Annotated in this window: 27 protein-coding genes and 1 pseudogene; 24 read left to right on the forward strand and 4 right to left on the reverse strand. The window is 64.0% G+C overall.

From position 1 onward, the window contains the following. The first annotated feature begins 9 nt into the window (after positions 1-9). From WFP36_RS14915 to WFP36_RS14960, 10 genes are all read left to right on the forward strand, one after another. On the forward strand, positions 10-558 hold the full coding sequence (locus tag WFP36_RS14915) for a phage baseplate assembly protein V (RefSeq protein ID WP_336981606.1): 549 nt from the start codon (positions 10-12) through the stop codon (positions 556-558). A 5-nt stretch (positions 559-563) separates the two neighbouring features. Then, entirely contained in the window at positions 564-896 is a 333-nt protein-coding gene (locus tag WFP36_RS14920; RefSeq protein ID WP_336981607.1) for a GPW/gp25 family protein, read from the forward strand. 18 nt (positions 897-914) lie between these two features. Next, entirely contained in the window at positions 915-2,048 is a 1,134-nt protein-coding gene (locus WFP36_RS14925) for a phage tail sheath subtilisin-like domain-containing protein (RefSeq protein ID WP_336981608.1), read from the forward strand. 39 nt (positions 2,049-2,087) lie between these two features. Then, entirely contained in the window at positions 2,088-2,597 is a 510-nt protein-coding gene (locus tag WFP36_RS14930) for a phage major tail tube protein (RefSeq protein WP_336981610.1), read from the forward strand. An 89-nt stretch (positions 2,598-2,686) separates the two neighbouring features. Further along, complete coding sequence (locus tag WFP36_RS14935) at positions 2,687-3,016, forward strand: phage tail assembly protein (protein WP_336981612.1); 330 nt, start codon at positions 2,687-2,689, stop codon at positions 3,014-3,016. Positions 3,017-3,024: 8 nt separating this feature from the next. Further along, the gene (locus tag WFP36_RS14940; protein WP_419716647.1) at positions 3,025-3,144 is read left to right on the forward strand and encodes a GpE family phage tail protein; all 120 of its coding nucleotides are present in this window, start codon (positions 3,025-3,027) and stop codon (positions 3,142-3,144) included. Continuing rightward, the gene (locus WFP36_RS14945; protein WP_336981614.1) at positions 3,141-5,483 is read left to right on the forward strand and encodes a phage tail tape measure protein; all 2,343 of its coding nucleotides are present in this window, start codon (positions 3,141-3,143) and stop codon (positions 5,481-5,483) included. Before WFP36_RS14940 ends, WFP36_RS14945 begins: the two co-directional genes overlap by 4 nt. A gap of 11 nt (positions 5,484-5,494) precedes the next feature. Next, complete coding sequence (locus tag WFP36_RS14950) at positions 5,495-5,875, forward strand: phage tail protein (RefSeq protein WP_336981616.1); 381 nt, start codon at positions 5,495-5,497, stop codon at positions 5,873-5,875. Then, entirely contained in the window at positions 5,868-6,884 is a 1,017-nt protein-coding gene (locus WFP36_RS14955; protein WP_336981618.1) for a phage late control D family protein, read from the forward strand. The genes WFP36_RS14950 and WFP36_RS14955 overlap by 8 nt, the downstream gene beginning before the upstream one ends. A 155-nt stretch (positions 6,885-7,039) precedes the next feature. After that, positions 7,040-7,894 (forward strand): hypothetical protein, encoded by an 855-nt coding sequence (locus WFP36_RS14960; RefSeq protein ID WP_336981619.1) that lies wholly within the window; start codon positions 7,040-7,042, stop codon positions 7,892-7,894. A 28-nt stretch (positions 7,895-7,922) separates the two neighbouring features. Here the strand turns inward: WFP36_RS14960 and WFP36_RS14965 are convergent, their stop codons facing one another. After that, positions 7,923-8,579, reverse strand: coding sequence for an XRE family transcriptional regulator (locus tag WFP36_RS14965; protein WP_336981621.1), 657 nt, complete (start codon positions 8,577-8,579; stop codon positions 7,923-7,925). A gap of 93 nt (positions 8,580-8,672) precedes the next feature. Here WFP36_RS14965 and WFP36_RS14970 point away from each other — a divergent pair, with 93 nt between their 5' ends. The 10 genes from WFP36_RS14970 (at position 8,673) to WFP36_RS15015 (ending at position 16,593) form a co-directional block, all read left to right on the forward strand. Beyond that, positions 8,673-9,014: a transcriptional regulator gene (locus WFP36_RS14970; protein WP_336981622.1), complete on the forward strand. Its 342-nt coding sequence runs from the start codon at positions 8,673-8,675 to the stop codon at positions 9,012-9,014. Continuing rightward, complete coding sequence (locus WFP36_RS14975; protein ID WP_336981624.1) at positions 9,011-9,343, forward strand: hypothetical protein; 333 nt, start codon at positions 9,011-9,013, stop codon at positions 9,341-9,343. Before WFP36_RS14970 ends, WFP36_RS14975 begins: the two co-directional genes overlap by 4 nt. A gap of 109 nt (positions 9,344-9,452) precedes the next feature. Next, complete coding sequence (locus tag WFP36_RS14980; protein ID WP_336981625.1) at positions 9,453-9,755, forward strand: LexA family protein; 303 nt, start codon at positions 9,453-9,455, stop codon at positions 9,753-9,755. After that, on the forward strand, positions 9,752-10,216 hold the full coding sequence (locus tag WFP36_RS14985) for a hypothetical protein (RefSeq protein ID WP_336981627.1): 465 nt from the start codon (positions 9,752-9,754) through the stop codon (positions 10,214-10,216). Before WFP36_RS14980 ends, WFP36_RS14985 begins: the two co-directional genes overlap by 4 nt. Further along, on the forward strand, positions 10,213-10,590 hold the full coding sequence (locus tag WFP36_RS14990) for an Ogr/Delta-like zinc finger protein (RefSeq protein ID WP_336981629.1): 378 nt from the start codon (positions 10,213-10,215) through the stop codon (positions 10,588-10,590). Before WFP36_RS14985 ends, WFP36_RS14990 begins: the two co-directional genes overlap by 4 nt. A gap of 100 nt (positions 10,591-10,690) precedes the next feature. Beyond that, positions 10,691-13,450 (forward strand): toprim domain-containing protein, encoded by a 2,760-nt coding sequence (locus WFP36_RS14995; RefSeq protein ID WP_336981630.1) that lies wholly within the window; start codon positions 10,691-10,693, stop codon positions 13,448-13,450. Between the two features lie 137 nt (positions 13,451-13,587). Continuing rightward, positions 13,588-13,833 carry a DUF2312 domain-containing protein gene (locus WFP36_RS15000; RefSeq protein ID WP_336981783.1) on the forward strand — a complete coding sequence of 82 codons (246 nt, stop codon included), beginning with the start codon at positions 13,588-13,590 and terminating at the stop codon, positions 13,831-13,833. A gap of 56 nt (positions 13,834-13,889) precedes the next feature. Beyond that, complete coding sequence (locus WFP36_RS15005) at positions 13,890-14,336, forward strand: hypothetical protein (protein ID WP_336981632.1); 447 nt, start codon at positions 13,890-13,892, stop codon at positions 14,334-14,336. Further along, a complete protein-coding gene (locus tag WFP36_RS15010) occupies positions 14,333-14,851 on the forward strand; it encodes a hypothetical protein (RefSeq protein ID WP_336981634.1) in 519 nt (172 codons plus the stop codon). The genes WFP36_RS15005 and WFP36_RS15010 overlap by 4 nt, the downstream gene beginning before the upstream one ends. 110 nt (positions 14,852-14,961) lie before the next feature. Further along, positions 14,962-16,593 carry a recombinase family protein gene (locus tag WFP36_RS15015; RefSeq protein ID WP_336981635.1) on the forward strand — a complete coding sequence of 544 codons (1,632 nt, stop codon included), beginning with the start codon at positions 14,962-14,964 and terminating at the stop codon, positions 16,591-16,593. Between the two features lie 62 nt (positions 16,594-16,655). Here the strand turns inward: WFP36_RS15015 and WFP36_RS15020 are convergent. Then, positions 16,656-17,282, reverse strand: a pseudogene (locus WFP36_RS15020) (glycosyltransferase); the annotation flags it as partial. Positions 17,283-17,410: 128 nt separating this feature from the next. Here WFP36_RS15020 and nhaA point away from each other — a divergent pair. After that, entirely contained in the window at positions 17,411-18,607 is a 1,197-nt protein-coding gene (gene nhaA, locus WFP36_RS15025) for a Na+/H+ antiporter NhaA (RefSeq protein ID WP_336981636.1), read from the forward strand. An 18-nt stretch (positions 18,608-18,625) separates the two neighbouring features. Here the strand turns inward: nhaA and WFP36_RS15030 are convergent, their stop codons facing one another. After that, the gene (locus WFP36_RS15030) at positions 18,626-19,054 is read right to left on the reverse strand and encodes a VOC family protein (protein WP_336981638.1); all 429 of its coding nucleotides are present in this window, start codon (positions 19,052-19,054) and stop codon (positions 18,626-18,628) included. Between the two features lie 84 nt (positions 19,055-19,138). Between WFP36_RS15030 and WFP36_RS15035 the strand changes: the two genes are divergently transcribed. Continuing rightward, complete coding sequence (locus tag WFP36_RS15035) at positions 19,139-19,903, forward strand: SIMPL domain-containing protein (protein ID WP_336981640.1); 765 nt, start codon at positions 19,139-19,141, stop codon at positions 19,901-19,903. A 114-nt stretch (positions 19,904-20,017) separates the two neighbouring features. Here the strand turns inward: WFP36_RS15035 and WFP36_RS15040 are convergent, their stop codons facing one another. After that, on the reverse strand, positions 20,018-20,779 hold the full coding sequence (locus tag WFP36_RS15040; RefSeq protein ID WP_336981641.1) for a TorF family putative porin: 762 nt from the start codon (positions 20,777-20,779) through the stop codon (positions 20,018-20,020). 264 nt (positions 20,780-21,043) lie between these two features. Between WFP36_RS15040 and WFP36_RS15045 the strand changes: the two genes are divergently transcribed. Next, on the forward strand, positions 21,044-21,853 hold the full coding sequence (locus WFP36_RS15045; RefSeq protein ID WP_336981642.1) for a metallophosphoesterase family protein: 810 nt from the start codon (positions 21,044-21,046) through the stop codon (positions 21,851-21,853). Continuing rightward, positions 21,850-23,154, forward strand: a complete 1,305-nt coding sequence (locus WFP36_RS15050) for a UDP-glucose dehydrogenase family protein (protein WP_336981644.1) — start codon at positions 21,850-21,852, stop codon at positions 23,152-23,154. Before WFP36_RS15045 ends, WFP36_RS15050 begins: the two co-directional genes overlap by 4 nt. Positions 23,155-23,202 lie beyond the last annotated feature (48 nt).

The following is a 23,202-nucleotide window of genomic DNA, read 5'->3' on the forward strand; positions in this document are numbered from 1 at the left end:
CTCGCCTTCATGGAAGACGAGGACGACATTCCCGGCAAGATTGGCGACCTGCTGCGCCTTGGCCGGATTGCGTCGGTCGATCTGGCCGCCGGGCTGGCCGAAGTCAGCTGCGGCGAAGTGCTTTCCCCGCCCGTGCCCTGGACCGAACTGGCGGGCGCCTTCCGTACATGGACCCCGCCCAGCGAGGGCGAACAGGTTCTGCTGATCTGCCCCGAAGCGGATATTGCCGGGGCCTTCATACTGCGCGGGCTGCTTTCCAGCGGCTTCCCCGCCCCTGCCGCCGATGCCAACCACCATCTGCACGGCGCCGATGGGCTGACGATCAAGCTCACCCCTGACGGGATCGTGATCGAGGCGCCCGGTGCCGTAATCATCACCGGCGATGTCAGCATAACCGGCAATCTCTCGGTCGATGGCGATGCCAGCATTACCGGCGATGCCGATGTGGCAGGCACCGTCACAGGCCAGACCGATGTTTTCGCCGCCGGGATCAGCGGCAAGGCCCACACGCACCCCGGCGTCCAGTCCGGCGGCGCCAGCACCGCAGGCCCGCAATGAGCGCGATGGACCGCAATAGTGGCCGCGCGCTGAGCGGCGATGCCGAGATCGACCAGAGCGTGGCCGAAATCCTCACCACCCCCAGGGGCAGCTGCGTAATGCGCCACGAATTCGGCAGCGATCTGTTCAAGCTGGTGGATGCCCCGCTGGGCCCCGCGCTGCCGCTGCTGCTGTTCGCGGCAACGGCCACTGCCATCCGCCGCTGGGAACATCGCGTGCGCCCCACCCGCGTCTCCATCGCCGGGCTTGGCCGCGCAGGCCGCCCGGAACTGACCATCAAGGGCTATCGCACCGATCTGCCGGGCCAGCCGCCTTACTCCCTCACCTTAGCCCTCTAGCCACTGAAAGGCCGCCCCATGCCCTATTACCACGGCATCCGCGTTACCGAGAACAGCACCGGCACCCGCGCCATTGCCGATGTTTCCACGTCCACCATCGGCATGGTCTGCACCGCATCCGATGCCGATGCGACCACTTTCCCGCTGAACGAAGCCGTGCTGGTGGATGACATCGCCGCCCTGATCGGCAAGGCGGGCGAGGAAGGCACGCTGGCCAATTCGCTGGATGCCATTGCCGATCAGGCCAGTGCCCCGGTGGTGGTGGTGCGAGTGGCCGAAGGTGCCGACGCGGCCGAAACCGCCGCCAATGTAGTGGGCACCACCACGGCGGGCGGCGAGCTGACCGGCATGCAGGCCCTGCTGGGCGCAGAATCGCAGCTGGGCGTGCGCCCGCGCATTCTGGGCGCGCCGGGGCTGGATGTGGAAGAGGTGGCCGCAGCCTTCGGCAGTGTGGCGCAGAAGCTGCGCGGCTTTGCCTATTGCGCGGCGCAGGGCGACACTCTGGGCGAGCTTTCCGCCTATCGCCAGAATTTCGGCCAGCGGGAAATGATGCTGATCTGGCCGGAATTCTCCGACTTCGAAGGCAGCGCCATTGCCCGCGCGCTGGGCCTGCGCAGCAAGATCGACCAGCAGACCGGGTGGCACAAGACCCTGTCCAACGTGGCGGTGAACGGCGTGACCGGCCTTTCCCGCCCGGTCCCCTTTTCCATCCTGGCCAACGATGTGACATTGGCCAGCCAGCTGAACGATGCGGATATCACCACGCTGGCCCGGATCGACGGCTATCGCTTCTGGGGCAACCGCACCTGTTCGGACGATCCGATCTACGGCTTCGAAAGCACGGTGCGAACCAATTACGCGCTGCAGGATGCCATTGCCGAAGGGCTGGTCTGGGCAATCGACAAGCCGATCGTGCCCGGCCTGATCCGCGACATCCTTGAAAGCATCAACGCCAAGTTCCGCGAGCTGAAGGCGCAGGGCCGGATCATCGGCGCCGAGGCCAGCTATAATTCGGCCGACAACCCGGCCGAGGCGCTGAAGGCGGGCAAGCTGGTGATCGATTACGAATTCACTGACTGCGCCCCGGCCGAGGCCATCGGCCTGCGCCCGCAGATTTCCGACCGCTTCTATTCCCAGCTGCTGGCGGCCTGACCGCCCGCGCCCCTTCCCCCTTTTCCGGAGTAACCAGCCATGGGCATGCCCTCCAAACTCAAGGCCCTGACCGTCTATAACGATGGCGTAGCCTATCTGGGCGAAACCAGCGAAGTCACCGTTCCCAAGCTTGTCCGCACGCTGGAAGACTGGCGCGGCGGCGGCTTCGATGCGCCGGTTGGCGTCGATCTGGGCGGCGAAGCTATCGAATTCGAATGGAAGATCGGCGGCCTGCTGGAGCAGGTTTATTCCCAGTTCGGCGCGACATCCCTCAATGCCCTGCAGCTGCGCTTCGTCGGATCGTATCAGGACGACAATACCGGGCAGACCAAGACGGCAGACATCACCGTGCGCGGCCGCCATTCCGAGATCGATCCCGGCAGTGCCAAGGCCGGCAGCGACACCGAACAGACGGTGAAAACCCGCTGCGCCTATTACAAGCTGATGGTCGATGGCCGCACGCTGATCGAGAAGGATGAGATCAACATGGTCTTCATCGTCAATGGCGTGGACCGCCTGGCCGAACATCGCCGCAATCTGGGCATCTAGCCCGCACCAGCTTCGCCCCGGCGTGCATCGAGCGGACGCGCCGGGGCGGGGAATGATCCGCTCCCTCACCCATCCCTGAAAGGTGCCCCATGGCCGACCAGTCCGCTCCTCCTGCGCGCAAATTCTCCGATCCCATCACGCTTTCCGAACCCATCCAGCGTGGCGATGAGAAGATCGCGGCCATCGTCCTGCGAAAGCCCCGCACGGGCGAGCTGCGCGGCCTTTCCATGCAGGATCTTATGAATGCCCGCGTCAGCGCCGTGCTGGACGTGCTTCCCCGTATTGCCACCCCTCCAATCACGCAGGCGGAGGCCGATGCTCTCGATCCGGCAGACGCCGCCGCCTGCGCCGGCGCGATTATCGATTTTTTTCTGACCCCGGCCGACCGCCAGAAGGTGGAGGCAGTGTTGAAGAGCTGATCGCGGACATCGCCCTGATCTTCCACTGGCCGCCGGCCGTGCTGCTGGAAATGGAACTGGCCGAATTGCGCATGTGGCGGGAACTGGCGGTCAGCCGCTGGAATGAAATCAACCGGGTGGCCGAATGAACAAGAACCTGCGCCTTCTCGTCAGCTTCGCCAGTTCCGACCGGCTGTCCGGCCCCCTGAAGAACATCGTGGGGCTGGGCCAGTCGGGCAGCGAAAGCCTTGCCGCCATGAAGCGCGAGGCGCGCGATCTGGGCCGGGAAATGCGCGACGTTCAGGGCGAGCTGAAGCGTTCCACCGGCAATGTTTCCGCCCTGATGAACCGCGAACGCGATCTGGCCGCCCGCATCGCCCGCACCAATACCGAGATGGAGCGGCAGACCAAACTGCTGGCCATCAATGCCCGCGCCGATGCCATGCGCGAACGCGGCGCCGATCTGCGATCTTCCGGCACGGAAAACATCGTCACCGGCGTGGCCATGGCCGCCCCCGCCGTGCTGGCCGCCAATCAGGCCATGACGTTCGAAAGCGCCATGGCCGATGTGCGCAAGGTGGTGGATTTCGAAACGACCCGCCAGTTCCAGCAGATGGGCGACGATCTGCTGGACCTTTCCACCCGCATTCCCATGACGGCAGAGGGCATGGCCCAGATCGTGGCCGCCGCCGGGCGCGCGGGCGTGGCCCACAAGGAATTGCTGACCTTCACCGAAGATGCCGCCCAGATGGGCATCGCCTTCGATACCACGGCGGAAGATGCCGGCGGCATGATGGCCAAATGGCGCACCGCCTTCGGCATGGGCCAGAAGGACGTGCGCACGCTGGCCGATCAGATCAACGCGCTCACCAACACTTACGGCGGCAATGTCGGCGCCGTGGCAGGCATCACCACCCGCATTGGCGCGCTGGGCAAGGTGGCGGGCCTTGCCGCCCCGCAGATCGCGGCCATGGGCCAGCTGATGAATTCGGTGGGCGTGGAAGAGGAGATTGCCGCCACCGGCATCAAGAACATGATGCTGGCCATGACCAAGGGCGAAGCCGCCACCAAGAGCCAGCAGCAGGCGCTGAAGGCGCTGGGGCTGGATGCGCGCGACATGGCCGGTGCAATGCAGAAGGATGCCGGCGGCGCGATCCTCGATCTGCTGGGCCGCCTGCGCCAGCTGCCCGAAGCGCAGCAGGCCGCCACCCTTACCCAGCTGTTCGGATCGGAAAGCGTGGCCGCCATCGCCCCGATGCTGACCAATCTCGACCAGCTGAAGAAGAACTTCGCCCTGGTGGGGGATAGCACTGCCTACGCGGGCAGCATGCAGAAGGAATATCTGGCCCGTATCGCCACCACCGAAGGGGCTTTGGGGCTGGCGAAGAACGGGCTTTCTGCAGTCAACATCACGCTGGGGCAGGCCTTGCTGCCCACCATCACCGAAGGCGCGCAGAAAGTGCTGGCAATCGCCAATGGCTTTCGCGCCTGGACAAAGGAACACCCCGAACTGGCCAAGGGCCTGATGATGACTCTCACTGGCATTGCGGGTGTCACGATGGCGCTGGGCGCGCTGAAAATGGGCGTCGGTTTTGCCATCAGCCCCTTGGTTACCCTGTGGAAGGTGTGGAAGCAGTTTCAGGTGCTGAAGAAAGCAGGTGCCTTCGTTTCCGCCTTCGGCAAGATCCGCGGTGCCGCCATGATGCTCGGCCAGGGCTTTGCCCGCGCCGGTGCCCTCATGGCGACAAACCCGATGGTGCTGATCATCGGCGCCATCGTGATCGCCATCGCCGTGGCCGGCTATCTGATCTGGCGCAATTGGGACAGGATCAAGGGCGCCTTCAATTCCGGCATCGCCATGCTGTCCGGCGCGTGGAACTGGCTGAAGGGCACTTTCCAGCGCTTCCCCTTCCTGTTCGGCCCCATCGGCCTGGCGGTGGCTTTCGTGATCCGCCATTGGGACGGGATCAAATCCGTCTTCGGCGCCGGGCTGGACTTCCTTTCCGGCCTGCCGGGCAAGATGCTCGGATTGGGCAAGCAGATCATGGCCGGGCTGCTGAACGGCCTCGATCCGCTGGGCCTGCGCCACCGCCTGCTGGACATCGCCAAAAGCGGGCTGACCGCCTTCAAGAACTTCTTCGGTATCAAGTCTCCCTCGCGCCTGATGATGCTGCAGGGCCATTTCATCACCCAGGGCCTCGCCAGCGGGATCGAGCGCGGAGGGGACCGGCCCGTGCAGGCAAGCCGCACCATGGCGGGCGATGTCGCCATGGCCGCCATGCGCCCACGCCCCTTGGCCCTCGCCCCCATGCGCGGCGGCACTCCGGCAGCGGCCAACAACAATTTCACCTTTGGCCCCGGCGCGATCACCATCAAGGCCGCACCGGGCCAGAGCGCCGCCAATATCGCAGACGAGGTAGTGGCCGAATTCCGCCGCCTGGCAGACGGCAAGGCCGCCGCCAAACGCTCTTCCTTTTCCGATCAATAGGAACCCGCGCCATGCTGATGGCCCTTGACCAGTTCGTCTTCGAAATCGGCACCCTGCCCTATACCGAGCTGCGCCACCGCTTCGAATGGCGCTTTGCCGAAGGGGATCGCTTCGGCGTGCGCCCAGCCACGCAATTTCTCGGCCCCGGCGCGGAAACAATCGATCTGGCAGGCGCGCTTTACCCCGGTGACGGGATCGGCGCCTATTCCTCGATCGAGACGATCCGCGAGCTGGCCGCGCGCGGCGATTCCTACACGCTCACCAGCGGCGCGGGCGAAGTGCTGGGCGAATTCACCATCCGCACGCTGGAACTGACGCAAAGCCTGTTCTTTGTGGATGGCGCCCCGCGCAAATCGGATTTCTCCCTCTCGCTGGCGCGCGCCGATGGCTGACCTTCCCTTTGCCACCTGGCGCGTGACGCTGGACGGAAAGGACATGACCGACAAGCTCAACCCCCGTCTGCTTTCCGCCAGCATTACGGAGAAGCGCGCCGAGGAAGCCGATCAACTGGACATCGTGCTGCACGATGCGGACGGGCTGCTGGACCTGCCCAGATCGGGCGTGGAACTGGAAGTGGCGATGGGCTGGCAGCGCGGCGCAGGCCTGCCGCTGGGTCTGATGTCCAAGGGCCGCTTCCGCGTGGACGAGGCGAAGTGGAGCGGCGCGCTCGACACCGTCACCATCCGCGCCCGCAGTGCCGATTTCACCGATGCCTTCCGCGTGCGGCGGGAACGCAGCTTCGTGGGCAAAAGCGTGCAGGATGTGCTTGCGGCAATCGCGGGCGAGAACGGCCTCGGCACTGCCATCGATGCCGCGCTGGGCGGCAAGACCATCCCCGCGCTGGGGCCGGGCGCGAAAAGCGATGCCGCCCTGCTGATGCTGCTGGGCAAAAGGTTCGATGCCGTCGCCACGGTGAAACAGGGCAAGCTGATCTTCGCCCCGATCGGCAAGGGCAAGGCCCCCGGCGGCGGCACGATCCCGGCCGTCACCATCGACCGGGCCGACACCAATGGCGCGGAATATGAGCGGGTGGAGCGGGAGAATTACGGCGGCGTCGTGGCCGTGTGGCATGACAAGGCCACCGGGCACCGGCAGGAAGTGCAGATTGGCGGCAGCGGGAAAGCCGATGCCAAGCCCAAGCGCATCCGCAAGACCTTCGCCAACGAAGCCGACGCCCGCCACGCCGCTGAAGCCGAAGACAGCCGCCTGACCCGAGCCCAGGCCAAACTGGCCTTCACTCTCCCGCTGGGCCGCCCGGACATCTATCCGGAAACGCCGGTGACGGTGACGGGGTTCAAGGCGGAGATCAACGCGCGGAAGTGGGTGGTTGCGGAGGCGAGCCACACAATGGATGGCAGCGGGGGGCTTGGTTCGAAACTGGCTCTGCAGGCGATCACCTGAGTTCAGGGAATTGCTCAGGTAAGTGCTGGCGGATCGACTCTTCGGGGGAAGCCACGGTCATTTGGTTGTCCGCAATACGCCGTATTGACTCATCCCACTGGGCCGAGGAGTGAGCAGTTCGCAGGCAATGCGCGGACGGGGCAAATAGAAATCAAATGAACTGGAGACGGATTCTCACTTGGCGTTCTATAACAATATTTTCCATCGCTGGCATACTTCTGCTGGAGCTTGCCCTTAGATATCTGATCGATTTTCCGCTGTATGGTACGGATAGTCAGGTTGGCTATTTCATCAGACCCAACCAACATGGTGCGTACCTTGCCCGCAATGACTGGGCATTCAATCGGATGGGCATGGGCGTCGCGGAAGAATTTGCCCCAAGCAGCAAGCTGGACGTGCTGCTGGTGGGTGACAGTATCGTCTATGGCGGAAATCCACTCCGCCAACAGGATAAGATCGGCCCAATGCTTGAAGCCGAAACAGGATGGCAGGTCTGGCCAATAAGCGCTGGCAGCTGGGGGATGCAGAACGAACTCGCATATCTGGGCAGAATTCCCCAAGCCGTGCGCACTTCCGATGTAATAGTGTTCGTTTTCAATTCGGGTGACTTTGGAGATCCGTCGTCCTGGGCGTCGGAATACACTCATCCCCGTTCAAGACCGACCAGCTATCTCCTCTATCTGGCAGGCAAGTTCCGTGGCGCTCCGGCTCAGCCGCCCTCCGACCTAGTAGTGAAGCCTTGGGCAGACCTCCCCGAAGCATGGAATCAATTCGTCGCCGCGAGCAGAAAGCCCGTACTGGTGGTTGCCTACCCGGCAAAGGCCGAACTGGCATCTGGCTGCAGTTGGGTTCCTGACTGGGCAAAATCGGCAGGAGCCTTCGCTTGTTTCGGAGGGGACGGCCAGATGATGCCGGAAGACTATCGCGACGGTATCCATCCCTCCGGATTGGGGATGAAGAAACTCTCTTCCTTCATTCGCAACAAAGTCGAAGCTTTACCCAAACAGTGAAGCTTCCTGTGCCCCGTTGCGGCCACTGTCACATCTTCCGGACAATCCCCACTACGCGGCCGAGGATGTGCAGTTCGCCATCGTGAGCCACTTCCGGCGGGACCGCCGGGTTATCGGACAGGATTTTCACGCCGTCCGGTGTCGGTCTCAGTCGCTTGACCATGCCGCTGCCGCAATACGCAACAGCCCATATCTTGTCGGCCAGCGTCATCGACTGCTGCGAGGTATCGATCAGAAGCAGGTCGCTGTCATGGATGGTGGGCATCATGCTGTCGCCGGCGCCCTGGGCGAAGTAGACGGCTTCGGGGTTCGCGCTGGTGTATTGGCGCAGCCAATCGCGGCTGAAGTGGCGCACCTGCTTGGTGACAGGGACTTCCAAAGCGGTTGCGCCCATACCGAAACGAAGGTCGATTTCCTGCACTTCGACCAGATCGAGCTGCTCGGCCAGTGTTTCCGGCGAAGGAACCGGAAGTGCCCCGGCCGTTGGATCGTCAGTTTCGCCGGTGAGATACTCGGCAGTGGTGCCAAGCGCGCGCGCAATGGCATGCAAATGCTTCGTGCCTGCGGCCTTGCCATTTATCAGCTGCGCAATGGCCGCCTGCGAAACGCCAACTGCCCGGGCCAACGCCGTTTGCGTCATTCCCCGTTCGCGGATTAGCCGCTCGATGCGTTCACCTATAACCACCGGAATACCCTAGTTTGGCGAGCTACGCGGGCACACCAAAGTTTAATTATAATCTCACTTGACCGATTATAAGTGTGGTTATAATTCGAGGGCATGGAACACAGTCCCACCCCCTTCGAGGCACTCCAATCAGCGGTTGACCGCGCAGGCGGACAGACAGGCCTTGCCCGCATTTGTAAGGTCACCCAGCCCGCAGTCTGGAAGTGGCTGCAATCGGCCAAGCGCCTTCCCGCAGAACACGTCATTCCGGTTGAATCCGCCACCGGCATATCCCGCCACCACCTGCGCCCGGACATCTACCCGATCGAAACCCCAATTCCCGCCTCCGTCATTGGCGAGGAAACCCCGCTCTGTGGCCCGATCCTATCCGCCCATGCGCTGGCGAAACACGGCAATCGCGCATCCATTCTGGACAAGGGGGAGCTGGCAGCATGAGCCGCGCCCCCATCCAGACCGCCATCAAACCGAACCTGCCTCACACCTCTCCGGGGCAGGCTCCGGTTACGCTGGGCGGGGGTTCCCCCCTGTCCCCCGTCCAGCCCATCAAACACACTCTACTGCCCATTTCCGAACCCGAATGGCGCTATGACGAAGTTGCGCTGGAAGCGCGCCTGGCCGTGCGCAACCGCCGGGTGCAGGCCATTGCCGCCAAGGTGCAGCTGGCGATCTTCGCCGCGCTGGCCCTTGGGCTGGCCGTGGGCCTGCCGATCATGGGCAAGAATATCTGGCTGGGCCTTGCCACCCCGCAGGAGGCGCGCCCGTGAACATCTCACCCCGCCGCCGCGAGGACATCCTGCTGATGTGTTGCGCCTGTTTTTCCGGCGGCGCGCTCAGCATCCTGTGCCTGCTGGCCATGGCCGGGAGTGCCCGCCCGTGAACGGTCCGCAACCCTATCCCCCCACGCACCGGCAGGCAGACATGCTGCGTTTCATTCGTGGCTATCAGCTGGCCAATGGCGGGCGCTCCCCCAAGCTGGAGGAAATGGCCGCCGGGCTGGGCCTGCGTGCCCGCAGCGGTGCCCACCGCATTCTACGCGGGCTGGAAAGCCGCGGGTTGCTGCGCAGCGCGCCGGGCGAGGAACGCGGCCTAGAAGTGCTGATCCCCATCGCCGTGCCTGCCTGCCCGGAAGGGCGCCCGCTCTATTTCATTCGCTTCGATCAGGATGCCCCTGCGTGACGATCCCCCGCCTGCCTGTCACTTTCGAAAACGCGCTTGGCAAGATTTCCGCCCTGTTGGGCTGGGATGGCTGCGCCGCCGTTCTCGGCAAATCGGAAAGCCATGTGCGCAAGCTGGGCACGCCCGGTGTGGAGCGCGAAATCAGCCTGCGCGATGCCTTGCGACTGGATGCCGCCTTTCGCGCCGCCGGCGGCGAAGGGGCCCCGCTGCTGGAATGCTATGCCATCAAGCTGGACCTCAAGATCCCGGTGGAGCCTGCCGCGCCTGCCTGCATGATCGTGGGCGCCGGGCGTGCCGCCAAGGAAAGCGGCGAGGCCGTGGCCGCCGCCATCGAGCTGGCCCACAATTCCCGCGATCCCCGCGCGCGCCTGAATGCCTGCCGCGAGATCGAGGAGGCGATCACGGAACTGACCCGCCTGCTGACCCGCATCGCCGCCCAGAACGAGGAGAGCCGCGCATGATGCCCGCCCGCGCCCAGACCCCGCAGAATGAAGGCAGCAATGTCCGCCGCATCCACATGGGCAAGGCCCCGGCGGTCAGTTGCCCGGTCTGCGGCGAAAAGGCCCACACCCGCAGCAGCACCGAAATCACGCCCACCTATCGCGAACTCTATTACCGCTGCAGCAACATCGCCTGCGGCATGACCTGGGTGGCCAGCCTCAGCTTTGAGCGCGTCCTTTCCCCCAGCGGGATGGGCGTTGAATTTCGGTCGCCTCGGGTTGTGCCTCAGAAGCCGCCCGGCGAGGCGTTTGGACAGCAAAAGGCCCAGCCTGTGCGCAAAAAAGACAGAGATCAAATGACGATCTTTGACGTGATCCCCAAGCCTTCCGGCTGATCGGCGCCAGCGCCCTTCCTTTCCGCTCCCATCCAGTTTCGCGCCGTGCCGGGCAACCGGCGCGCGATCCCCTGCACCCTTTTGAGATCGCCCCTCCCCGATGGAAGAAAGCCTTCGCCAGAATATCCTTTCCCGGCTGCGCGCGGATTACAAATTCGGCGCCGGCGGGGGTGACTGGCTGCGCGGCGGCCGCTGCCCCGATTGCAAGGGCAAGGAACTTTACATCCACGCCAAGCACCCCTGGCTGCTGAAATGCGGGCGGGAGAACAAATGCGGCCATGAATGGTCCACCCGCGATCTCTACGGCGATCTGTTCGACAATTGGTCTGACCGGCACCCCCAGACACCCGAAGATCCGCACTCGGCGGCCAAGGCCTATCTGCGCGACGAACGCGGCCTGAACATCGTCAAGCTGGCGGGCGCCTACACGCAGGAATCCTATTTCGATCGCCGCTTGAATGCCGGATCGGCCACGGTGCGCTTCGCCCTGCCCGGCGGTGGATGGTGGGAACGCCTGATCGACCGGGTTCACCGCTTCGGCAAGAAGAAGGCGAACATCAAATATGGCTATTCCTATCGCAGCCACGCCTGGCACCACCCCGAACTGAGCTTTGCCGATTTCGCGCAGGCCGAAGAAATCTGGTTTGCCGAAGGCATCTTTGACGCGGTTGCCCTGGGCGAAGCTTTCGAACGTGAACGGCCGGGGGCGCTGGCCGCCTCCACCATGTCCACCAACAATTACCCGGCCCTTTGGCTGGACGATCTGGCAAAGGCCGTGGCGGAGCTTGGCCCCATGGCCCGGCGGCCCACACTGGTGTTCGCCTACGATGTCGGCCCTGCCGGCGTGCGCTTCACCCGCCAATTTGTGGAACAGGCGCGCGAAGCCGGTTGGACCGCCCGCGCCGCGCAGGTCCGCCCCGATGGCGAAGGCACCAAGCTTGACTGGAACGATCTGCTCAAGCGCGGGAAGCTGGCCGCCGCCGATCTGGAAACCTATCTCGAAAATGGCGACATCACGATTGCGGAGAATGCCGCCGAAAAGGCATTCCTGCTCTATCGCCGCTCGCGCCGCAGCGAATTCCCGCTCACCTTCAAGACGCGCCAGCTCTGGGCGAAATTCTCGGTCGAGCGGATCAATGAGCTGATCCAGTCCTATGGCGAGGACAAGACGCTCGCCGCCCTTTCCAACGAACAGAAATGGGACATGGCCGCGCGCGAAGCCGTGGAAGTGCAGGAAATCGCCAACTGCACCTTCCGCACACTCTATTTCCAGCGCGACAAGGCGCTGAACGATGCCAGCTATTACGTCCGCGTCGATTTCCCCGGCAAGCAGGACACGGTGAAGGCACCCTTCCCCGGCCCCGCCGTGGCAGGCGCGGGCGAATTCAAGAAGCGGCTGATCAGCGTGGCCCCCGGCGCCATGTTTACCGGCAGCAACTATCAGCTGGATAAGCTGATGGAACGCCAGCTCGACAACATCCGCACGGTCGATACGCTCTATTTCTCCGGCTATTCCATCGAACACGGCGCATGGATGTTCGATGACATCGCCGTCACCGATGGCCGCGTGATCGCGCTGAACGAGGAAGATTTCTTCGAGATCGGCAAGGTGGGGCTCAAGCCTAAGGAAGCCACCGGCGAATTCGCGATCGATTACGATCCCCACGCCCTGAATTTCAGCTGGTGGGGCGATCTCTACACCGCCTTCGGCCCGCTCGGCCTCGTCTCGCTCGCCTTCTGGCTGCTCACCCTGTTTGCCGAACAGATCCGCCGCGATCAGCAAAGCCTCGCCTTTCTGGAAATCGCCGGGCCTCCCGGTTCGGGTAAGTCCACCCTGCTGATCTTCCTGTGGAAGCTGGTGGGCCGCCGCCACAATTACGAAGGCTTCGATCCGGCCAGCGCCACCGCCGCCGGCATCGCGCGCGAGCTGGTGAAATACGGCAATCTGCCGGTGGTGTTCCTTGAAGGGGACCGCAAGAAGGACCAGCCCGCCGCCCGCAAGTTCGACTGGTCCGAACTCAAGAAGATCTACAACGGCCATTCGCCCCGCACGCGCGGCATCGCCAATGGCGGGACGGACACGTTCAGCCCGCCCTTTCGCGGCGCCATGGTGATCGCCCAGAACGATCCCGTGCGCGATGCGGAAGACGCGGTGCTGGAACGCATCATGCCGCTGTTCGTGGACAAGAGCCGCTTCACCCCGGAAGGCAAGGACGCGGGCAACCGCCTCAAGCGGATCGATACCGAGGCCGTCTCCCACTGGATGGTGGCGATGATCCGGCAGGAAAAGCAGATCCTCGCCCACTATCACCAGCGCTTCCCGCTGCACGAACAGCGCCTGCTGGAACATCCCGAAGTCCAGAACGACCGGCTTGCCTTCAACCACGCCCAGCTGGCCGCCGCGCTGGATTGCCTCGCCCAGGCGATGGTGGTGGACGGCAAGCCCGTTATCGCCCCTGCCCAGCTGGCCGAAGGGCACCAGCTGATCGAGCAGATGTGCCTGCTGCAGCATGGCGCGCTGGGTGCCGATCTGCCCGGCGTGGTCCAGTTCTGGGAAAGCTTCGACTTCCTCGATCGCAAGATCACCGAAGGGAAGCTGGAATCCGAATGCTACGGCCTCAATCACTATCGCAAGGCCGATAAGGGCCTGATCGCGGTCAGCATGCCCGAGATCGAGCAGGTATTCTCGCAATACCGCTTCTCGATCCCCGGCGGGACCATGCTGGAACTGAAAAAGCTCCTCAAGACCAGCAAGGCGCGCAAGTTCCTGGGCGATAAGCAGGTGAACTGCCGCGACGCCAAGAACCGCCATTGCTGGGTCTTCCTCGACACCAAGCACCAGGAGGCTCTGCCGGTATGACGGCCACTTGCCCAGCAGACGTGCAGCCCATGGCCCTTGTCCGCGTGCCGGACGGTCAAGGCGGCTTTCGCCACGAATTCCGCCCCGTGCCGGCAGAAAAGCCGAAGCCCCGCAAGAAGCCGCGCACGCCCGATCCGATCCACGCCAATCCGGATGCTTCGGCTCAGCAGCTCAAGCAGATCGTGGAGCGCGTCGAACGGCTCGATGAAGAAGAACTCGGCATCAAGAATGACCGGCGCGATGTGCTGGCAGAGGCCAAGGCGATCGGCTTCGACGTAAAGACCGTCCGCGCAATCGTCGCCCTGCGCAAGATGCGGCCCGATCTGCGCCGCGAGGCCGAAGATATCCTCGAAACCTACAAAGCCGCGCTGGGCATCGACTGATGCACCGGCCCGCCCCCGCTCACCCTCAGCAACCCGCCAGACCGAAAGAACGCCCGATGGACGCTTCCAATCCCGCTTCCGTGCCCGGATACGATCCGGCCGCCGGCCCTTCCCAATCCGCCTTCGCCTTCACTTTCATTTGCGGCAGCTGCGGTGCCCAGCACCATTCGCTGCGTTGCCTGCGCCCGGAAGGCTGGCAATTCCTGCCCGGCGGCCGGCAGGGTGAAGCGGCAAAGCTGCTCTGCCCCGATTGCCAGCCCGGCCCGGATGCCCCGCAGCAAAAGGCCCAGCCCCAGCCCTTCGCCCTCTATCTCGAAAAGCAGCCCTGCGGCGCTTTCCACATCGCCATGAACCCGGAAGATGCGCTGATGCGCTGGCTTCCCCTCGGCTTCTTCCTCACTCCCGAGCAGGCCCGCCAGATGGCCCACGAGTTGCACAACCTCGCCGCCCTGGCCGAACGCCCCGGTTCGGTGCCTTCAATCGCCAGAGGCGCTGCACGATGAAGGACTGGAGCCATCCCCGGCTGCAGAATGTGGATGCGGCAAAGGACGATTGGGACGATCTGGCGGCCGAGGCGCAGGCCGCCTACCAGCGCCGCTATGCCTCCTATCCCGGTCTGGTGAAGTCTGGCCGCATCCCGGCCGAGGAAGCCCGCGCCGATCTTCTGGCATGGCGCGCCATCGCCAGGGACTGGCACTGGATCGCCTATGGCGACGGTGAACCGGCCGACTGTAACACCATGGAACAGCGCATGCAGGCGCTGGATGTCGCGGTGGAGCGCTGGATCGAATTTGCGGCCAATGAAAGCGGCCCGCTCTTCCCGGCCGATCAGCGGCAGGGCGAAGCCATCTGCGCCATGCGCTGGTGGGCAGAACGCGAACGCACCTTCTTCAGCCATTACGATCACGCCCGCGAACGCGCCCGCCGCATCCACGAAAACTGCCGCGCCCAAGGCCACCCCACACGCGGCGAAAGGCTGGCCGCTTCACCCGAAGCAGAAATGAGGCGGGCAGCATGATCAAGGTACTGCTGCCCTAATGGCCACTCGGCCCCTTCCAACTGAGGTGAAACCGCCACCGCCATCGCATCCCGATGTGCTGGAATTCGCGCGGGCACTTGCGCGCGCCCATGTGGCGCGGGACATTGCCCGCGCACGGGGAGATTCGCCGCGCTGAAATGCAGGATGCTTTGGGCAGCCACATGCGAACACTGATCTACGCCCGTTATTCAAGCCAGCTGCAGAACCCTCGCTCGATCGAGGATCAGATCACCGCCTGCCGGCAGCGCGCTGAGGCTGAAGGCTGGCAAATCGTCGAGTGCTTTCACGATCGTGCGATCAGTGGCGCCGCTGGCATTGAAGATCAGCAGCGCCCCGGCCTGGCCGCGATGCTGCAGCGGCTTGAACTTGGCGGCATCGACCAGGTGCTCACCGAATCCACCGATCGCATAGCCCGCCACCAGGGCGATGCTTTCGCGGTCCGTGAGCAGATCGAATATCATGGCGCGCGGCTCTTCACCCTGATGGACGGTGTGATTGACGACATCACCGGCACGATCAAAGGCCTGTTCGACGCCCGCACTCGCAAGGATCTCGCACAGCGCGTCAGGCGCGGCCATCGCGGCAACATTGCAGAAGGGAAGGCCGCTTCCGGAGTCGCCTATGGCTATCGCAGAGTCACACGCTTTGACGACAAGGGCGAACCCATTCGCGGACTGCGCGAGATCGAGCCCACCACGGCGGCAATCGTTCTACGCATCTTCGCCGAATATGCTGCAGGGGATAGCCCGCGCACGATCTGCGGCCGTCTCAATGCCGAAGGCATTCCAGGGCCTCGTGGCGGAATCTGGCGCGCCGCTGCGATAGCAGGCCATCGCAGCAATGGTTTCGGCGTTCTGGCCAATCCGATCTACATCGGGCGGTTGCTCTACGGCCGCTCGCAAAGCGTGGTCGATCCACGCACTCGCAAGCGCGTCATGCGCCCCGGTGACGGGCAGATCGCCAGCGGCGATGCGCCTCACCTGCGCATCGTTCCAGACGATCTGTGGCAATCAGTGCAAGCGCAACTGGAACAGCGCTCCACCGGTCGGCCGGAAAGACAGCGCCGTCCCAGGCATCTGCTGTCGGGCCTTGGCAAATGCGGCGTCTGCGGCCGGGGCTGGATCATTACCCGAGGCGACTATTTCGGCTGCAGCAGCGTGATAGACGCCAATGCCTGCACCAATCGCCGCCTGATCCGCAAAGACCAGTACGAGCGCCGCGTGCTTGAGGATTTGCGGGAGAAGATGCTCGCGCCGGATGTCGTTGCCGCCTACCTCGCCGAATACCGGCAGGAATATTCCCGCCGCACCCGCGAAACCGCCAGTGAGCGCAGCAAGCTGGAGCGCCGGCAGGGCGAGCTGGCGCGCAAGGTCGAGCGCCTGGTTGCGGCCATCGCGGATGGCGCCAGCCAATTCACCGAAATTCGAGAAGCCCTCACTAACGCGAAGGCTGAAAAGGCAGACATCGATCGCGTGCTCGCATCATTCGACGCGATCCCTCAAATCGCGCTCCACCCCGGTCTCGCGCGCCAGTATCAACAGGCGATCGAGCAACTGGAAACGGAACTGGCCGACGAAACCACCCGCGCCCTCGCAGGCCCTCGCCTGCGCAAACTGATCGCCCGCATCGTCGTCACCCCAAGCGAAGAGAAGCGCGGCGTGGACATCGAAGTGATCCGCCACATCGACGAAGTCCTCTCCCTCACCCGCCGAACAGCCTGACAACGGCCCCTCACACGCAATTGCGATAACGCAGCATTCGTTTCGGCAAATTCCTCGCAATAATGGCCCGCCACCCAGCGGGAACCATGCTGCGGCTCCGGCCGCACCGGCAGCTGGACGAAGTCCGCCCGGTCGATCGCCCGGTCGAGCAAGGCAAGCGCCGCCGGATCGACCATGTCTTCGGCATCGTGCAACAGCACCATGCGAAAGGGCACGCCACCACGCCGGCGTTCATCGTCGGACAGGGCGCGATAGAGGCGGTTGAGACAGTCGGCCTTGGTCGTCGGCCCGTCGCGATCGTGCAGCACCAGCCGCAACCGGGGATCGCCCTGCGCGGCCTTGAACACTGCATCCGCCGTCGCCCGATCATTCCGGTAACAGCCGACGTAAAGAGTAAGCTCCTCCTGCGGCCAGACGGCAAGGGCATGGGCGATGGTAGCGCCGATCACTTCGGCCTCACGCCAGGCGGGGATCAGCACGGCAACGCGCCCCTTGAGCGGCTTCCCCGCCTCCCTGGCGCGAAAGACCCGCTCCGTCTGCGCGCGGCCCGTCAGCCTGAGCCAGACCCAGATCGCGTCGATGGCGAGTTCATCCAACGTGCCAAGAAGGAAGAAACACCCGGCGAAAAGCAGCAGTTCATGCTCGGCAAGCGCGAGCAACTGCAGCAGCGAACTACCCCCCAGAATCACAGAACGCGGCCGCCCGACTAGCGTTGCGGCGGGACGCTAGAGAGGCAAAGCACGTGCCGCAATGCGAGATGCATCCAAAAAGTCGGCATTTTCTTGCATCCTGGCGCCCGGTCGGAAAAAGTGGCGGGATGCAGCAACAGCGATCCCTTCTCCGTTCGGCCGTCCGGCCACTGCGCGCCCTCTTCGTCAGCGATGCCTTTGAAGGCGTGCTGCTGATCGCGATTGCAGCGCTGGCGATCCTGGCCGCCAATTCGCCGCTATCGCATCTCTATCACGACTTCTTCCATGAGCCGCTGGGCTGGACCCCGATTGCCAAGCTCAATTCGGTGCATCTGTGGATCAACGACGCGCTGATGGCAGTGTTCTTCTTCGTCGTCGGGCTGGAAGTGAAGCGGGAAATCGTGGCCGGAAACCTCGCCGATGCACGCCAGCGGCGCCTGCCGGTGCTGGCGGCAATCGCGGGAATGGCCGCACCGGCAGCAGTCTACATGCTGATCGCGGGCGGCGACGTGCGCTTGCAGAACGGCTGGGCGATTCCGGCGGCGACCGACATCGCCTTTGCCATGGGGGTGATCGGCCTGCTGGGCAGCCGCGTGCCTGCCTCCCTGCGCCTGTTCCTGCTCACCGTGGCCATCGTCGACGATATCGGCGCGGTACTGGTGATCGCGGTGTTCTACACCGCCAATCTGAAATTCGCGTGGCTGATTGCCTCGCTGGTGATCTTCGCCGCGCTGCTCGGCCTCAACCGCATGCGCGTGAACCATATGGCGCCATATATTCTGGGCGCGATCGTGCTGTGGTTCTGCGTCCTCAATTCGGGCATCCACGCCACTATCGCGGGTGTGGTCGCAGCGCTGACCATTCCAATGCGCGATCATATGGGCTCGACCATGCTGGAGCGCATGGAACACGGGCTGGTCGGCTGGAATGCCTATCTGGTGGTGCCGCTGTTCGGTTTTGCCAATGCCGGGGTGGCGCTGGCGGGGATCGGCGTCGACGAGGCACTGGCACCATTGCCGCTGGCCGTGGGCGCCGGCCTGGTACTGGGCAAGCAGGCAGGCATTTTCCTGTGCATTGTCGTGGCGGACCGGCTGGGGATCGCGAAGCGGCCGGAGAATTCCACCTGGCCGCAAATCTGGGGCACGACGGTGCTGTGCGGGATCGGCTTTACGATGAGTCTGTTCATCGCCGAACTGGCGTTCCCCACCAACCGGCTGCTGATCGAGGAAGCGAAGATCGGTATTCTGGCCGGATCGCTCGTCTCGGCCGTGCTGGGTTACGCGATCCTGCGGGTGACCACGAAGGCCCCCGCGGAAGGCGCGTAACCCGGCGGCGGGCGCCGCTTACCAGCTGCCCGTATTCTCCATGCTGGCCCAGGGCTCCTGCGGCTCCAGATGGCCGTCCTGCAGCAGTTCCACTGAGATGCCGTCCGGCGTCCTGATGAAGGCCATGTGCCCATCCCGCGGCGGACGGTTGATCGTGATACCGGCATCCATCAGGCGCTGGCAGGTCGCGTAGATATCGTCGACCTGATAGGCGAGGTGGCCGAAATTGCGGCCGCCGGTATATTTCTCGCCCTCTTCGCCCTCGGCCGGCCAGTTATAGGTCAGCTCCACCTCGGCATCCTGCCCCGGCGGGGCGAGGAAGATCAGGGTGAAGCGGCCCTTGTCGTTTTCCATGCGCCGCGTTTCTTCCAGCCCCAGCAGCTTGAAGAAAGCCACGGTGGCATCGGGATCGGTCACCCGGATCATGGTGTGGAGATATTTGACCACGCTTTACTCCATTTGTCGCTATTCAAACACGGTTCATCGCCAGATTGGCATCGGTTCATCGTCCACTCCCCGGACTCGAGGATGATGCCTGCCATGAGTGACGACCCTAACGAAGAAACCCCTGCCCCCGCCACCGCTTTCTGGCACAGGCAAGACACGCGGCTCTTGTTGGGCAGCGCCACAATCCTTGCCGTCGGCCTCATTGTCGGCGGCTATCTGCTGGGTGACGGACTGACTCGCGCCAAGGCGGCGGACCGCTCTGTCACCGTGCGCGGCCTTGCCGAGCGTGACGTGAAGGCAGACCTCGCCACCTGGACGATCTCCTATTCCTCCACGGCGGAAAATCTCGGCGAGGCACAGGCGGAAGTCGATCGCGATACGTCGCAGATCAAGGCCTTCTTCAAGGAACTGGGCTTTCCGGAGGATGCGCTGGAACCCACGGCCGTGAACGTCTCCAGCTACAGCAACAACGGCATTCCGCAGTTCACCGTGCGCCAGCGCATGAGCCTGCGCAGCCACGACATCACGCGAGCGCAGGACGCCGTGCGGCGCCAGTTCGACCTGGTGCGGCGCGGCGTGGTGCTGGAGGAAGGATCGGGCATGGCCTACACCTTCACCAAGCTCAACGCGATCAAGCCGGAAATGGTGGCCGAGGCGACCAAGGATGCGCGGTCAGCCGCAGAGCAGTTCGCCAAGGATAGCGGCACCAGCGTGGGCGGGATCAAGAGCGCCACTCAGGGCTATTTCTCGATCGAGGCGCGCGATGGCGATCAGGGCGGCTGGGGCGTTTCGGACACTCCGTTCAAGAAGGTCCGGGTCGTGACAACAGTGGACTTCTACCTGCGCTGAGAAGGTGCTGAAGGGCGCCTGAAAGGCACTCGGCACAGTCCGCGCTCAAAAAGAAAAGGGCCCGCGCCGATCCCGGCACGGGCCCCTTCTTTTCCGTCTCGGAAGAAACGTAGCTTAGAAGCTGACGCTCAGCGAGCCGACCACGGTGTCGTCGGTGAAGCCCGAGACGTCCTTGGCAAGGCCATCGGCTTCGACGCCGATGTAGCTCACGCCCAGCGAGACATTGCCCAGCACGGTCAGCGAAGCGCCGATCGAGTAGTCCCATGCCTTGCTGTTGTCGGTGTAGGTCATTGCGCCATCGGTGTAGCCGATATGGCCGGTCACGGTGACCGGGGTCGACGGGATACCGATCGAAGCGTCAGCCGACAGGTACAGGTTGTCGTCGGGCAGGCCAGCGCCGAAGTCCAGCGAGTCCTGGCTCGGAGCGTAGGCAACGCCCAGCGTCAGGGCGAGCGGACCGACGGTCGGCTTCACCTTGGCGTAGAGTTCGAACACGTCGGCCGGATCGACGTCGTTGGTCGGGTACAGATAGTAGGTCGCGCCCACATCGATACCGACGCCGTCGGTGACTTCACCGGCCCAGCCGGCGAACACGTCGAGTTCCATTTCGCCGTAGGAGGCGGTGTCTTCCAGCGAGGAAGCCCAGGTACCGACATAGAAGCCCGGAGCGGTGTTCAGCGTGATGCCGCCCTGGATCGCCGGATCGCCGCCCGAGAGGCCGACGCCGCGGAAACGATAGTCGGACACCAGCGCGACATTGCCGGTCACGGTGACGATGGGGGTTTCTTCTTCGTCCTGTGCCATGGCGGGAGTGGCAGCGAGGGCGGCGCCGGCAAGAACGGTAGCAGCCAGAAGGCTGCGGACGGACGTAAGCATGGCAAGTTCCTTATAACTTGGTTGGTCAGCCTCGTCCCACCTGCGTAAATAGCGGCCGCATCGTTTGGTGTACGGCCTTGCCATTTGCGCAATGAACTTGCCCAGACGTGCTGCAACGCACAAGACTAATTGCCGAGTGTCACATACAATTCGCACTACTGTGGATTTTCAGCATCACATGCTCCACACGGACGCCCGATTCGGACGTTCGGGCGCAGCGCACCTTGCAGCCCCTGCCGGGAGTTCTAGATCGTCGAACACGCCATGATCGAGTCACTCCGCAAGTTCTTCACCTTCCCCGCGGGGAACAGGGAGCCCTCGGTCCCCGTCGGGCGCCGGGTCTATGCCGTGGGCGACATCCATGGCCGGCTGGACCTGTTCGAGGCGATGATCGAAGCAATCGAGCGGGATTCCTCCCATGGCCGCCCGCTGCGCAGCACCGTGATCCTGCTCGGCGATCTGGTCGATCGCGGGCCGGACAGCGCCGGGGTTATCGCCCGCGCGCGCGAATGGCAGAAGACGCGCGACCTGCGCATCCTGGCCGGCAATCACGAGGAAATGTTCCTTGAAAGCTTGAGGCGCATGGAAGTGCTGCGCCACTTCCTGCGCTTCGGCGGGCGCGAGACGCTGCTGAGCTACGGCATCCAGCCGCGCGCGCGCACCAAGGCCGAAATGGCTGCACTGCAGCATCTGATGGCTGAACATATCCCGGCCGAGGATGTGGAGTTCCTGCGTTCCCTCGAAGAGCTGGTGGTGATCGGCGACTACGCCTTCGTCCATGCGGGCATCGCGCCGGGCGTGGCGCTGAAGCAGCAGCAGGGCCAGGACATGCGCTGGATCCGCGAGCCGTTTCTTTCCCACATGGACCCGCATTCGCACATCGTGGTCCACGGCCACACCATTACCGAGCGGGCCGTTATCCGCCCCAACCGCATCGGCATCGATACCGGTGCCTTCAACACGGGACGCTTGACCGCGCTCGTGCTGGAAGGCACCGGGCGACGGTTCATCGAGACGAAGGTCAAGAAGAAGAAGGGCGTTGTAACGCTCGACAGGAAGGCTGAAGCAGAATGAAGATTGCAATGGTTGGGGCAGGCTATGTCGGCCTCGTCTCGGGCGCCTGCCTTGCCGATTTCGGCCACGACGTGGTCTGCGTCGACAAGGATCAGGGCAAGATCGACGCGCTGCTGAACGGCGTGATGCCGATCTACGAGCCCGGCCTTGCCGAACTGGTCGGCACCAATGTGAAGGCTGGCCGCCTGTCCTTCACCACCGATCTTGCCGAGGCCATGGAGGGCGCCAGCGCGATCTTCATCGCCGTGGGCACGCCCTCGCGCCGGGGCGACGGCCATGCGGACCTGACCTTCGTCTATGAAGTGGCGCGCGAAGTGGGCGCCAATCTGAAGACGCCCGCAACGATCGTCACCAAGTCCACTGTTCCTGTCGGCACGGGCGACGAGGTGGAACGCATCATCGGAGAATCCGGCACGGGTGTGCAGTTCGCGGTGGTTTCCAACCCCGAATTCCTGCGCGAAGGCGCTGCCATTGGCGATTTCAAGCGGCCCGACCGCATCGTGATCGGCGCGGAGGACGATTTCGGCCGTCAGGTGATGAGCGAGGTCTATCGCCCGCTCTTCCTCAACAAGGCGCCGATCCTGTTCACCAGCCGCCGCTCGGCCGAACTGATCAAATATGCCGCCAATGCCTTCCTCGCGACCAAGATCACTTTCATCAACGAGATGGCCGATCTGTGCGAAAAGGTGGGCGCGGATGTGCAGGACGTGTCGCGCGGTATCGGCCTTGATAACCGCATCGGGTCCAAGTTCCTTCATGCCGGGCCGGGCTATGGCGGATCGTGCTTCCCCAAGGACACGCTGGCCCTGCTCAAGACCGCCGAGGATTATGACAGCCCCACCCGCATCGTGGAGGCCGTGGTCAAGGTGAACGACAGCCGCAAACGCGCCATGGGCCGCAAGGTGCTGGAAGCCCTGGGCAAGGAAGTGCGCGGCAAGCGGGTGGCCATGCTGGGCCTGACCTTCAAGCCCAATACCGACGACATGCGCGACAGCCCCTCCATCGCCATCGCCCAGGCGCTTACCGATGCCGGCGTGCATGTGGCCGCCTACGATCCGGAAGGCATGGAACTGGCCGCTCCGCTGATGCCCGAAGTCGAAATGACCGCCAGCCCCTATGAAGCCATCGAAGGGGCCGACGCGATCGTGATCGTCACCGAATGGGACGCCTTCCGCGCGCTCGATCTGGCCCGCGTGAAGCAGATCGCCAAGGCCCCGGTGCTGGTCGACCTGCGCAATGTCTACGAGCCGTCGGAAATCCGCGCGGCGGGCTTTACTTATGTGAGCGTCGGCAGGACATAAGCCGCACTGGCCCGGACGGCGCAAAGCCGCCGGGCAATCCAGCAGCCT

It is taken from the genome of Fulverythrobacter fulvus (assembly GCF_037154085.1).
Taxonomy (GTDB): Bacteria; Pseudomonadota; Alphaproteobacteria; order Sphingomonadales; family Sphingomonadaceae; genus Andeanibacterium; species Andeanibacterium fulvum.

Excerpts from the sequence above, each read along its gene's own strand:
- WFP36_RS14915 (WP_336981606.1), top strand. The coding sequence starts at position 10 with ATGGAAGACGAGGACGACATTCCCGGCAAGATTGGCGACCTGCTGCGC.
- WFP36_RS14920 (WP_336981607.1), top strand. The coding sequence starts at position 564 with ATGGACCGCAATAGTGGCCGCGCGCTGAGCGGCGATGCCGAGATCGAC.
- WFP36_RS14925 (WP_336981608.1), top strand. The coding sequence starts at position 915 with ATGCCCTATTACCACGGCATCCGCGTTACCGAGAACAGCACCGGCACC.
- WFP36_RS14930 (WP_336981610.1), top strand. The coding sequence starts at position 2,088 with ATGGGCATGCCCTCCAAACTCAAGGCCCTGACCGTCTATAACGATGGC.
- WFP36_RS14935 (WP_336981612.1), top strand. The coding sequence starts at position 2,687 with ATGGCCGACCAGTCCGCTCCTCCTGCGCGCAAATTCTCCGATCCCATC.
- WFP36_RS14945 (WP_336981614.1), top strand. The coding sequence starts at position 3,141 with ATGAACAAGAACCTGCGCCTTCTCGTCAGCTTCGCCAGTTCCGACCGG.
- WFP36_RS14950 (WP_336981616.1), top strand. The coding sequence starts at position 5,495 with ATGCTGATGGCCCTTGACCAGTTCGTCTTCGAAATCGGCACCCTGCCC.
- WFP36_RS14955 (WP_336981618.1), top strand. The coding sequence starts at position 5,868 with ATGGCTGACCTTCCCTTTGCCACCTGGCGCGTGACGCTGGACGGAAAG.
- WFP36_RS14960 (WP_336981619.1), top strand. The coding sequence starts at position 7,040 with ATGAACTGGAGACGGATTCTCACTTGGCGTTCTATAACAATATTTTCC.
- WFP36_RS14970 (WP_336981622.1), top strand. The coding sequence starts at position 8,673 with ATGGAACACAGTCCCACCCCCTTCGAGGCACTCCAATCAGCGGTTGAC.
- WFP36_RS14975 (WP_336981624.1), top strand. The coding sequence starts at position 9,011 with ATGAGCCGCGCCCCCATCCAGACCGCCATCAAACCGAACCTGCCTCAC.
- WFP36_RS14990 (WP_336981629.1), top strand. The coding sequence starts at position 10,213 with ATGATGCCCGCCCGCGCCCAGACCCCGCAGAATGAAGGCAGCAATGTC.
- WFP36_RS14995 (WP_336981630.1), top strand. The coding sequence starts at position 10,691 with ATGGAAGAAAGCCTTCGCCAGAATATCCTTTCCCGGCTGCGCGCGGAT.
- WFP36_RS15005 (WP_336981632.1), top strand. The coding sequence starts at position 13,890 with ATGGACGCTTCCAATCCCGCTTCCGTGCCCGGATACGATCCGGCCGCC.
- WFP36_RS15010 (WP_336981634.1), top strand. The coding sequence starts at position 14,333 with ATGAAGGACTGGAGCCATCCCCGGCTGCAGAATGTGGATGCGGCAAAG.
- WFP36_RS15015 (WP_336981635.1), top strand. The coding sequence starts at position 14,962 with ATGTGGCGCGGGACATTGCCCGCGCACGGGGAGATTCGCCGCGCTGAA.
- nhaA (WP_336981636.1), top strand. The coding sequence starts at position 17,411 with ATGCAGCAACAGCGATCCCTTCTCCGTTCGGCCGTCCGGCCACTGCGC.
- WFP36_RS15035 (WP_336981640.1), top strand. The coding sequence starts at position 19,139 with ATGCCTGCCATGAGTGACGACCCTAACGAAGAAACCCCTGCCCCCGCC.
- WFP36_RS15040 (WP_336981641.1), bottom strand. The coding sequence starts at position 20,779 with ATGCTTACGTCCGTCCGCAGCCTTCTGGCTGCTACCGTTCTTGCCGGC.
- WFP36_RS15045 (WP_336981642.1), top strand. The coding sequence starts at position 21,044 with ATGATCGAGTCACTCCGCAAGTTCTTCACCTTCCCCGCGGGGAACAGG.
- WFP36_RS15050 (WP_336981644.1), top strand. The coding sequence starts at position 21,850 with ATGAAGATTGCAATGGTTGGGGCAGGCTATGTCGGCCTCGTCTCGGGC.